Origin of the sequence: Pseudomonas sp. PSKL.D1, assembly GCF_028898945.1 — a bacterium.
GTDB lineage: Bacteria > Pseudomonadota > Gammaproteobacteria > Pseudomonadales > Pseudomonadaceae > Aquipseudomonas.
Genome location: NZ_CP118607.1, coordinates 459,032 through 470,579 on the forward strand (window position 1 = coordinate 459,032; position 11,548 = coordinate 470,579).

10 protein-coding genes are annotated in these 11,548 nt (G+C 63.0%); all 10 read left to right on the forward strand.

Translation table 11 applies throughout. The features are described from left to right. Window positions 1-24 precede the first annotated feature (24 nt). The 10 genes from hutC (at window position 25) to hutG (ending at window position 11,516) form a co-directional block, all read left to right on the forward strand. Window positions 25-735, forward strand: coding sequence for a histidine utilization repressor (gene hutC / locus PVV54_RS01925; protein ID WP_274910370.1), 711 nt, complete (start codon window positions 25-27; stop codon window positions 733-735). After that, window positions 732-1,313 carry a HutD/Ves family protein gene (locus PVV54_RS01930; protein ID WP_274908344.1) on the forward strand — a complete coding sequence of 194 codons (582 nt, stop codon included), beginning with the start codon at window positions 732-734 and terminating at the stop codon, window positions 1,311-1,313. Before hutC ends, PVV54_RS01930 begins: the two co-directional genes overlap by 4 nt. A gap of 398 nt (window positions 1,314-1,711) precedes the next feature. Next, window positions 1,712-3,391 (forward strand): urocanate hydratase, encoded by a 1,680-nt coding sequence (gene hutU / locus PVV54_RS01935; protein WP_274908345.1) that lies wholly within the window; start codon window positions 1,712-1,714, stop codon window positions 3,389-3,391. A 157-nt stretch (window positions 3,392-3,548) separates the two neighbouring features. Next, complete coding sequence (locus tag PVV54_RS01940) at window positions 3,549-4,517, forward strand: ABC transporter substrate-binding protein (protein WP_274908346.1); 969 nt, start codon at window positions 3,549-3,551, stop codon at window positions 4,515-4,517. Window positions 4,518-4,542: 25 nt separating this feature from the next. Next, complete coding sequence (locus PVV54_RS01945) at window positions 4,543-5,394, forward strand: ABC transporter permease (RefSeq protein ID WP_274908347.1); 852 nt, start codon at window positions 4,543-4,545, stop codon at window positions 5,392-5,394. Continuing rightward, window positions 5,391-6,221: a quaternary amine ABC transporter ATP-binding protein gene (locus PVV54_RS01950; RefSeq protein WP_274908348.1), complete on the forward strand. Its 831-nt coding sequence runs from the start codon at window positions 5,391-5,393 to the stop codon at window positions 6,219-6,221. Before PVV54_RS01945 ends, PVV54_RS01950 begins: the two co-directional genes overlap by 4 nt. Before the next feature lie 8 nt (window positions 6,222-6,229). After that, window positions 6,230-7,744: an HAL/PAL/TAL family ammonia-lyase gene (locus tag PVV54_RS01955; protein WP_274908349.1), complete on the forward strand. Its 1,515-nt coding sequence runs from the start codon at window positions 6,230-6,232 to the stop codon at window positions 7,742-7,744. A 22-nt stretch (window positions 7,745-7,766) separates the two neighbouring features. Continuing rightward, window positions 7,767-9,299, forward strand: coding sequence for a histidine ammonia-lyase (gene hutH, locus PVV54_RS01960; RefSeq protein ID WP_274908350.1), 1,533 nt, complete (start codon window positions 7,767-7,769; stop codon window positions 9,297-9,299). Window positions 9,300-9,496: 197 nt separating this feature from the next. Next, on the forward strand, window positions 9,497-10,702 hold the full coding sequence (gene hutI / locus PVV54_RS01965) for an imidazolonepropionase (protein WP_274908351.1): 1,206 nt from the start codon (window positions 9,497-9,499) through the stop codon (window positions 10,700-10,702). Between the two features lie 10 nt (window positions 10,703-10,712). Continuing rightward, window positions 10,713-11,516 (forward strand): N-formylglutamate deformylase, encoded by an 804-nt coding sequence (hutG, locus tag PVV54_RS01970; protein WP_274908352.1) that lies wholly within the window; start codon window positions 10,713-10,715, stop codon window positions 11,514-11,516. Window positions 11,517-11,548: the final 32 nt, after the last annotated feature.

Consider the following 11,548-nt stretch of genomic DNA (forward strand, 5'->3'; position numbering starts at 1 on the left):
CCTGTCTCCGTGCTGGTGGCCCAGATGGGCGAAGGGCCGGCGCCGCTGTACGCCCGGGTCAAGCTGATGATTGTCCAGCAGATCGAAAACGGCAGCTGGCCGCCGCACCACCGGGTACCTTCGGAAAGCGAGCTGGTCAGCGAGCTGGGTTTCAGCCGCATGACCATCAACCGTGCGTTGCGTGAGCTAACGGCCGAGGGGCTGCTGGTGCGCATGCAGGGCGTCGGCACTTTCGTGGCCGAACCCAAGACCCGCTCAGCGTTGTTTGAAGTACACAACATTGCCGACGAAATCGCCGCTCGTGGCCATCAGCATAGCTGCCAGGTCATCACCCTGGCTGAAGAAGCGGCAGGCTCCGAGCGTGCGTTGGCGCTGGACATGCGCGAAGGCCAGCGGGTGTTCCATTCGTTGATCGTGCATTACGAAAACGGCGTGCCGGTGCAAATCGAAGACCGCTACGTCAATGCGCTGATTGCCCCGGATTACCTCAAGCAGGATTTCACCCGGCAGACGCCTTACGCGTATTTGTCACAAGTCGCACCGTTGACCGAAGGTGAGCACGTGGTCGAGGCGATCCTTGCCGACCCGGACGAGTGCAAGCTGCTGCAGATTGAGCGGGGCGAGCCTTGCCTGCTGATCCGTCGCCGCACCTGGTCCGGCCGTCAGCCGGTGACGGCAGCACGTTTGATCCACCCCGGTTCCCGTCATCGCCTGGAAGGACGTTTCAGCAAATGAGCCAGTTGCAGTGGTTGCGTGCCAAGGATTACCCGCGCATGCCGTGGAAGAACGGCGGCGGCTTTACCGAGGAAATCACCCGTGATGCCGGCGATGGGCTGGATGGGTTTGGCTGGCGTCTGTCGATTGCCGACATCGAGGCCTCCGGGGGGTTTTCCAGTTTTGCCGGTTACCAGCGCATCATCACCGTGTTGCAGGGTGACGGCATGCGTTTGACGGTGGATGGTGAGCAAAGCCGGCCGCTGCTGCCATTCGACGCCTACGCCTTCGATGGCGAGAGCCAGGTGAATTGTAATCTGCTGGGCGGGCCGATTCGCGATTTCAACCTGATCTATGCGCCGGGGCGTTACCGGGCGCGGTTGCAGTGGTTCAACGGGGGAAGCCGGTTGTTCAGCGCGGCCGAAACGGTGCTGGTGTTCAGTGCCCAGGCGGAGTTGCAGGTGAGCATTCAGGGGCAATCACATTCGCTGGGCAGGTATGACTGCCTGCAGTTGAGCGGTAACGACCGCTTGCAGGAAATCGAAGTGCTGGGCCGCTGTTGCGTCATCGAGCTGACCGGCGCAACACATCGAATCTAGAGCGCCCTGTGGGAGCGGCGGTTCGCCGCTGCGATTTACCCGCGAAGGCGTCGTTGGGTTCAACATCGCATTGGCGGGTGAACCCGCTCCCACAAAAAATCTCACTTGGCTATTACCCCGGTAACGCCTCGAAACGGGACACGTTGTTACCGAACGCCCCAGGATGGCGCAATGCCTTCCAGCCCTGTAATCCCTTTCCTGATCATCCCAAAGAAATTTTCCCGTTTCTGTAGCCCTTGATTCTCAAGGCCTTCAATCCTGCTTCACATCTCGTTTAACCACTCAGGCCCTCAACTTGGCAATTCAATTGCATATGCTTGTATGTACAAGTAAAGCCAAGTGCGCGAAAGTGGATAGGCCGTCCCCAATCGCGCTGTACGCACCCGAGGAGCACTTTCGTGACTGACAACAAGCTGAACAAATTCCGTGACGTCGAGATCCGCGCCCCGCGTGGCAACAAGCTGACGGCCAAAAGCTGGCTGACCGAAGCCCCGCTGCGCATGTTGATGAACAACCTCGACCCACAAGTTGCCGAAAACCCCAAAGAACTGGTGGTTTACGGCGGCATTGGCCGCGCCGCACGCAACTGGGCCTGCTACGACAAGATCGTCGAGAGCCTGACCAACCTGAATGATGACGAAACCTTGCTGGTACAGTCGGGCAAGCCAGTGGGTGTGTTCAAGACCCACGCCAATGCCCCGCGCGTGCTGATCGCCAACTCCAACCTGGTGCCGCACTGGGCCAACTGGGAGCACTTCAACGAGCTCGACGCCAAGGGCCTGGCCATGTACGGCCAGATGACCGCCGGCAGCTGGATCTACATCGGTAGCCAGGGCATCGTCCAGGGCACCTACGAAACTTTCGTCGAGGCTGGCCGCCAGCACTACAACGGCAGCCTCAAAGGCAAGTGGGTACTGACCGCCGGCCTTGGTGGCATGGGCGGCGCCCAGCCTTTGGCCGCGACCCTGGCTGGCGCCTGCTCGCTGAACATCGAGTGCCAGCAGAGCCGCATCGACTTCCGCCTGCAAACCCGCTACGTCGATGAGCAGGCCACCGACCTGGATGACGCGCTGGCCCGTATCGCCAAGTACACCGCCGAAGGCAAGGCCATCTCCATCGCCCTGCACGGCAACGCCGCTGAGGTGTTGCCAGAGCTGGTCAAGCGTGGCGTGCGCCCAGACATGGTTACCGACCAGACCAGCGCCCACGACCCGCTCAACGGCTACCTGCCAGCCGGCTGGACCTGGGAGCAGTACCGCGACCGCGCGCAGACCGAACCGGCGGCCGTGGTCAAAGCCGCCAAGCAATCCATGGCCGTGCACGTGCAGGCCATGCTGGACTTCCAGAAGCAGGGCGTGCCGACTTTCGACTACGGCAACAATATTCGCCAGATGGCCAAGGAAGAGGGCGTTGCCAATGCCTTCGACTTCCCGGGCTTCGTGCCAGCCTACATCCGCCCGCTGTTCTGCCGCGGCATTGGCCCGTTCCGCTGGGCGGCGTTGTCGGGCGATGCGCAGGACATCTACAAGACCGACGCCAAGGTCAAGGAACTGATCCCCGACGACGCTCACCTGCACCGTTGGCTGGATATGGCCCGTGAGCGCATCAGCTTCCAGGGCCTGCCGGCACGTATCTGCTGGGTTGGCCTGGGCCTGCGCGCCAAGCTGGGCCTGGCGTTCAACGAAATGGTGCGCAGCGGCGAGCTGTCGGCGCCGATCGTGATTGGCCGTGACCACTTGGACTCGGGCTCGGTATCCAGCCCCAACCGTGAAACCGAAGCCATGCGCGACGGCTCGGATGCTGTGTCTGACTGGCCGCTGCTCAACGCCTTGCTGAACACCGCCAGCGGTGCCACCTGGGTATCGCTGCACCATGGCGGCGGCGTGGGCATGGGCTTCTCGCAGCACTCTGGCATGGTGATTGTGTGTGACGGCACCGATGAAGCGGCCGAGCGCATTGCCCGGGTGCTGACCAATGACCCGGCCACCGGGGTGATGCGCCATGCGGATGCCGGTTATGAAATTGCCATTGAGTGCGCGAAAGAGCAGGGGTTGAACCTGCCGATGATTACTGGCTGATGAGCCGTTGGGGCCGCGTTGCGGCCCATCGCGGTTAAAACCGCTCCTACAGTAGGAGCGGATTCACCGAAACGTCGGACCGCCGCGATGGGCCGCAACGCGGCCCCCCTTTCCAAACCCTGCCGTATTCCATTTTCAAGTTTGGGAGCGTCACGCAATGAAAACCAACAAGACCCTGCTCGCCTCGTTGTTCGCCCTGGGCCTGCTCGGCGCCGCTGGCAGCAGCCAGGCTGCCGGCTGGTGCGAGTCTGGCAAGCCGGTGAAATTTGCCGGCCTGAACTGGGAAAGCGGCATGCTGCTGACCGACGTGATGCAATTCGTGCTGAAAAACGGCTACGGCTGCGAAACCGACAGCCTGCCCGGCAACTCCATCACCATGGAAAACGCCCTGGGCACCAACGATATCCAGGTGTTCGCCGAAGAGTGGGTGGGCCGCAGCGAGGTCTGGAAAAAAGCCGAAGCCGCCGGCAAGGTGGTAGGCGTTGGCGCCCCGGTGGTGGGCGCCGAAGAAGGCTGGTACGTGCCCCGCTACGTGATCGAAGGCGACGCCAAGCGCAAGCTCGAAGCCAAGGCGCCGGAGCTGAAAAGCATCGCCGACCTGGCTAAGTACTCCGCTGTCTTCAAGGACCAGGAAGAGCCAGGCAAAGGCCGCTTCTACAACTGCCCGGCCGGTTGGACCTGCGAGCTGGACAACAGCCAGATGCTCAAGGACTACGGCCTGGAAAGCAGCTACACCAACTTCCGCCCCGGCACCGGCCCGGCGCTGGATGCTGCCGTGCTGTCGAGCTACAAGCGCGGCGAGCCTATTCTCTTCTACTACTGGACCCCAACCCCGCTGATGGGGCAGGTGGACCTGGTCAAACTGCAGGAAAAAGCAGGCGTGGACAAGTCCGTGTCGATCAAGGTCGGCCTGTCGAAAACCTTCCACGAGCAAGCCCCGGAACTGGTCGCGGTGCTGGAGAAGGTCAACCTGCCGATCGACCTGCTAAACCAGAACCTGGCACGCATGACCAAGGATCGGATCGAGTCGCCCGCACTGGCCAAGGCGTTCCTCAAGGAACATCCTGAAGTGTGGCAGGCGTGGGTCAGCGAAGATGCTGCCAAGAAGATCAACGCGGCGCTCTGAGCGCCCTTGCGGATGAGTGGAACCTATGTTTCCTGACAACCTGACATTCTCGATCGCCGACTGGGTCAATGGTTGGGTCGATGCCCTGGTGACCAATTATGGCGATGTGTTCCGGCACATTTCCGACACCCTGCTATGGGCCATCGTCAGCCTTGAGGGCGTACTGCGGGCCACACCCTGGTGGCTGATGCTGGCCGTGGTGGGGTTGATTGCCTGGCACGCCACCCGCCGCATTCTGCCGACCCTGGTGATCATAGGCCTGCTGTTCCTGGTCGGCGCCGTCGGCCTGTGGGACAAGCTGATGCAAACCCTGGCCTTGATGCTGGTAGCCACGCTGATCTCGGTGCTGGTGGGCATCCCGCTGGGTATCCTGTCGGCGCGCAGCAACCGCCTGCGTTCGGTGCTGATGCCGCTGCTGGACATCATGCAGACCATGCCCAGCTTCGTGTACCTGATCCCGGTGCTGATGCTGTTTGGCCTGGGCAAGGTGCCGGCGATCTTCGCCACCGTGATCTACGCCGCGCCGCCGCTGATCCGCCTGACCGACCTGGGCATTCGTCAGGTTGACGGCGAGGTCATGGAGGCAATCAATGCCTTCGGCGCCAACCGCTGGCAGCAACTGTTCGGGGTGCAACTGCCCCTGGCCCTGCCAAGCATCATGGCCGGCATCAACCAGACCACCATGATGGCCCTGTCGATGGTGGTGATTGCCTCGATGATCGGCGCCCGTGGCCTGGGCGAGGACGTGCTGGTAGGCATCCAGACCCTCAACGTCGGCCGCGGCCTCGAGGCGGGCCTGGCAATCGTCATTCTTGCGGTGGTGATCGACCGCATTACCCAGGCCTATGGCCGGCCACGCCATGAGGTGAGCCAATGAGCACGCAACCCGTCAGCAAGATCGAAGTGAAGAACGTCTTCAAGATCTTCGGTGAGCGCGCCGAAGAGGCCTTGCAGTTGATCCGCAACCAGCAGGGCAAGGAGCAGGTACTGGCGCAGACCGGCTGCGTGGTGGGGGTCAACGACTTGTCGCTGTCCATCGGCAGTGGCGAGATCTTCGTCATCATGGGCTTGTCCGGTTCGGGCAAGTCGACCCTGGTGCGTCACTTCAATCGCCTGATCGACCCCACCAGCGGGCAAATCCTGGTCGACGGTGAAGACATCCTGCAGTACGACATGGAAGCACTGCGCGAATTTCGCCGGCGCAAAATCAGCATGGTGTTCCAGAGCTTCGGCCTGCTGCCGCACCGCAATGTGCTGGATAACGTCGCTTACGGCCTGAAGGTGCGTGGCGAGAGCAAGCAACTGTGTGCCGAACGTGCCCAGCAGTGGATTGAAACCGTGGGCCTGAAGGGCTACGAGAAAAAGTACCCGCATCAGCTTTCCGGTGGCATGCGCCAGCGCGTGGGCCTGGCCCGGGCATTGGCGGCCGACACCGACATCATCCTGATGGACGAGGCTTTCAGCGCCCTCGACCCCTTGATCCGCGCCGAAATGCAGGACCAGTTGCTGGAGCTGCAAAAGACTCTGCACAAGACCATCGTGTTCATCACCCATGACCTGGATGAAGCCGTGCGCATCGGCAACCGCATCGCGATTTTGAAGGATGGCCGGCTGATTCAGGTCGGCACGCCGCAGCAGATCCTGCACAACCCGGCCGACGAATACGTCGACCGCTTCGTCCAGCGCCGCGCGGTCGCGGTATGAGGAGCGCCATGTCCAACGCTGAAACCGTGGTTTTCACTGGCGGCGCATTACGCTGGCAGGATATCGCCGCCGTGGCCCGCCAAGGTGCGCGCCTGGAACTGGCACCGCTGGTGTGGGCGCGTATCGACAATGCCCAGGCCATCGTGCAGCGCATCGTTGAAAGCGGTGAGCGCGCCTATGGCGTCAACACTGGGCTCGGTGCGCTGTGCAACGTTTCATTGCAGGCCGAGCAGCTCAGCGAGTTGTCGCGCAATACGCTGCTCAGTCACGCCTGTGGGGTTGGCCCGGCACTGCCCGACGAGCAGATTCGGGCGATCATCTGTGCCGCCATCGCCAACTACAGCCACGGCAAGTCCGGTATCCACCGCCGGGTGGTCGCGGCGTTGCTGGCGTTGCTCAACCACGGCATCACGCCGCAAGTGCCATCCCAAGGTTCGGTCGGGTACCTGACCCATATGGCTCACGTGGGTGTGTGCCTGCTTGGCATCGGCAAGGTCAGCTACCGCGGGCAGATCGTCGAGGCCGCGCAGGCGTTGGAGGCCGAGGGCCTCGCACCGGTGCAGTTGGGTGCCAAAGACGGTTTGTGCCTGGTCAATGGCACCCCGTGCATGACCGGCCTGGCCTGCCTGGCCCTGGATGACGCCAACCGCCTTCTGCAATGGGCCGACGTGATCGGTGCCATGAGTTTTGAAGCCTTGCGCGGGCAAATAGCTGCTTTTGACCCAGAAATCATTGCCCTCAAGCCGCACCCGGGCATGCAACAAACTGGCGAAAACCTGCGCGCCTTGCTCGCCGACAGCCAAGTGATCGCCTCCAGCAAGGGCATCCGCACGCAGGACGCCTTGAGCATCCGCTCCATCCCGCAGGTGCACGGCGCCGCCCGTGATCAGCTGGCCCATGCCGCGCAACAGATCGTGGCCGAACTCAACGGCGCCAATGACAACCCGTTGCTGCTGGGCACGCCGGACAGCTTCCGCGTGATGTCCCAAGCCAACCCCCACGGCCAGTCGGTGGCCATGGCTAGCGATCTTCTGGCCATCGCCATGGCCGAAATCGGAGCCATTGCCGAGCGTCGCCTTGACCGCCTCGTCAACCCGCACGTCAGTGGCCTGCCGGCATTTCTGGTGAGCAACCCCGGGGTCAACTCCGGGATGATGATCGCCCAGTATGTCGCGGCCTCGCTGTGCGCGCAGAACCGCCAGCTGGCGCAGCCGGCGGTGCTCGACAACTACGTCACCTCGGGCCTGCAGGAAGATCATCTGAGTATGGGCACCAATGCCGCACTCAAGCTGCATCAGGTGCTGGAAAACTGCACCCAGATCCTCGCCATCGAGTATCTGCTGGCCGCCCAGGCGTTCGAGTTTCTGAAGGACCAACGCTTTGGCGCCGGTACCGATGCGGCCTGGCGGCTGCTGCGCGAGCAGGTGCCTGCCTACGTGCAGGACCGTTGGCTGGCGCCGGATATCGCACTCGCCGCTACTTTGCTCAAAGCGCCGCAGCCTGTGCTGCCTGCGCTGAACTGAAATATAGAAAGGAGCCCTGCTCATGGAAGCCCTCAATCTCATCCCCGGCAGCTTGACCCTGGCCCAGCTGCGCCGTATTCATGCCGCGCCGCTGCACCTGGGCCTGGATGCCAGCGCCGCTGCAGGCATTGACGCCAGCGTGGCCTGCGTCGAGCGCATCATTGCCGAAGACCGTACCGCCTATGGCATCAACACCGGCTTTGGCCTGCTGGCCTCGACCCGCATTGCCAGTCACGACCTGGAAAACCTGCAGCGCTCGCTGGTGTTGTCCCACGCAGCGGGTATTGGCGCGCCGCTGGACGACGCCATGGTGCGGTTGATCATGGTGCTCAAGATCAATAGCCTCAGCAGGGGTTTTTCCGGCATTCGCCGCAAGGTCATCGATGCGTTGATCGCACTGGTCAATGCCGAGGTCTATCCGCATATTCCGCTGAAGGGCTCGGTCGGAGCGTCCGGTGACCTGGCGCCGCTGGCACACATGTCGCTGGTGCTGCTGGGCGAGGGCAAGGCGCGTTATCAGGGCGAATGGCTCCCGGCCAATGAAGCACTGGCGGTTGCCGGCCTGGAGCCACTAACCCTGGCTGCGAAGGAAGGGCTGGCGCTGCTCAACGGCACCCAGGCCTCTACCGCCTATGCCCTGCGCGGGCTGTTCCAGGCCGAAGACCTGTTTGCCGCTGCCATTGCCTGCGGTGGCCTGACCGTGGAAGCCGCCCTGGGTTCGCGTGCGCCGTTCGACGCCCGCATCCACGCCGCTCGTGGCCAGCGTGGGCAGATCGACACAGCGGCGTGCTTCCGTGACCTGCTGAGCGACTCCACCGAAGTGTCGCGTTCGCACCAGAACTGCGGCAAGGTTCAGGACCCGTATTCCCTGCGCTGCCAGCCGCAAGTCATGGGCGCCTGCCTGACCCAGCTGCGTCAGGCCGCCGAAGTGCTGGGCATCGAGGCCAATGCCGTTTCCGACAACCCGCTGGTTTTCGCTGCCGAAGGTGATGTGATTTCCGGCGGTAACTTCCATGCCGAGCCGGTGGCAATGGCGGCTGACAACCTGGCGCTGGCCATTGCCGAAATCGGTGCGCTCAGCGAACGCCGCATCTCGTTGATGATGGACAAGCACATGTCGCAACTGCCGCCATTCCTGGTGGAAAACGGCGGGGTCAACTCCGGCTTCATGATCGCCCAGGTGACCGCAGCTGCACTGGCCAGCGAGAACAAGGCCCTGTCGCACCCGCACAGCGTCGACAGCCTTCCGACGTCGGCCAACCAGGAAGATCACGTGTCCATGGCCCCGGCGGCAGGCAAACGGCTGTGGGAAATGGCCGAGAACACCCGTGGCGTACTGGCCATCGAATGGCTGGGGGCTTGCCAGGGCCTGGACCTGCGCGAAGGGCTGAAAACCTCGCCGAAGCTGGAGCAGGCGCGCCAGGTGCTGCGCCGCGAGGTACCGCACTACGATCGTGATCGTTTCTTCTCGCCGGATATCGAGGTCGCCAGTGCCTTGCTGGCTGAAGGCAAGCTGACCGGGCTGTTGCCCGCTGGCGTACTGCCAAGCTTGTGAGCGCGTTACCTGCGGTGATCGCTGTGGCTGCAAGTGTGTCGCGTTTCCTGTGGGAGCGGCTTTAGCCGCGAAGCAGGCGACGCGGTGCCTGGCACCGGCTTTGCCGGTGTTCGCGGCTAAAGCCGCTCCCACATGTCCCTGCTGATTCATCCGCGATGAACCCAACGCGGTCAGAGATCGAACATCGGAGTTTGTGTATGAGAACCCTATGGCAACACTGCCACGCCGCTACCATGGCCTATGGCAGCTACTCGACCATCGAGGATGCCGCCATCGTCACCAACGCCGGCCTGATCGAATGGATCGGCCCGCGTACCGACCTGCCGACGTTGGAAATCGCCCGCACGGTTGACCTCAACGGCGCCTGGGTCACCCCCGGCCTGATCGACTGCCACACCCACGCGGTGTTCGGCGGCAACCGCAGCGGGGAATTCGAACAACGGCTGCAGGGCGTAAGCTACGCCGAAATCGCCGCCCAGGGCGGCGGCATCGCCAGCACTGTGCGGGCCACCCGCGCCGCCAGCGAGGACGAACTGTTCGTCAGCGCCCGCCAGCGCGTGCAGGCACTGATGCGCGACGGCGTGACCACGATCGAGATCAAGTCCGGCTACGGCCTGGACCTGGCCAACGAGCGCAAGATGTTGCGTGTGGCCCGGCGTCTGGCCGACGAACTGCCACTCGCCGTGCGTGCCACCTGCCTGGCAGCACACGCGTTGCCTCCCGAGTATGCGGGCCGGCCGGACGACTACATCGCGCACATCTGTGACGAGATGCTCCCGGCATTGGCCGAGGAAGGGCTAGTGGATGCCGTGGATGCGTTCTGCGAGCACCTTGCGTTTTCCCCTGCTCAGGTCGAGCGGCTGTTCATAAAGGCGCGTGAGTTGAGCCTGCCGGTCAAATTGCATGCCGAGCAGCTTTCGTCGCTGCACGGTTCCAGCCTGGCGGCCCGGTACCAGGCGCTGTCTGCCGACCATCTGGAGTTCATGACCGAAGAAGATGCCATTGCCATGGCCCAGGCAGGCACCGTGGCAGTGCTGTTGCCAGGTGCCTTCTACTTCTTGCGCGAAACCCAGCTGCCACCGATGGACGCTCTGCGCAGACACAACGTGAAGATTGCCCTGGCCAGCGACCTCAACCCCGGCACTTCGCCGGGCCTTTCGTTGCGCCTGATGTTGAACATGGGCTGCACGTTGTTCCGCATGACCCCGGAAGAGGCCTTGGCCGGTGTCACCGTGCATGCCGCCACCGCATTGGGCATGGGCGACAGCCACGGTTCGCTGGAAACCGGCAAGGTGGCGGACTTCGTGGCCTGGCAAATCGAGCGCCCTGCCGACCTGGCCTACTGGCTGGGCGGCGACTTGCCCAAGCGCGTGGTGCGCAAGGGTAACGAGATCTCCAATTGAGCGAGGCAGAATGGACAAGGTACTGAGCTTCCACCAGGGCTGTTTGCCCCTGCTGATCAGCATGCCCCATGCGGGCCTGAAACTGACCCCGGCGGTGCAGGAAGGGCTGGTCGACGCTGCGCGCAGCCTGCCCGATACCGACTGGCATATCCCGAGACTGTACGATTTTGCCCGTGAGCTGGGTGCAAGCGTTGTGGCGGCAGAGTATTCGCGTTTCGTGATCGACCTTAACCGTCCGGATGATGACAAGCCCTTGTATGCCGGGGCCACCACAGGGCTTTACCCTGCCACGTTGTTTGAGGGGCAACCGCTGTTCAAGGACGGGCAAGCACCTTCGGCAGACGAGCGGGCGACCTACCTTGAGCACATCTGGCGGCCCTACCACGATACCCTTCGAAACGAGTTGGCACGTCTACGAGCGTTGCACGGCTATGCCCTGCTGTGGGACGCCCACTCGATCCGCTCGCTGATACCGCACCTGTTCGACGGCAAGCTGCCGGATTTCAACCTGGGCACTTTCAATGGCGCCAGTTGCGACCCGGAGCTGGCCAATCGTCTGCAGGGCGTGTGCGCTGAAACCGAGGCGTACAGCCACGTACTCAATGGGCGATTCAAGGGCGGGCACATCACTCGCCATTACGGTGCCCCACATGACCATGTCCATGCGGTGCAGCTGGAGTTGGCGCAGAGCACCTACATGGAAGAGGTAAACCCTTTCAGCTACCGCGAAGACCTGGCGCAGCCAACCCAGGCGGTACTGAAAAACCTGCTGGAGGCACTGCTTGCCTGGGGCCGGGAGCGTTACGGCAAATGAAAGTGCCCGGGGCCTCTCTACGGCCCCGGTGC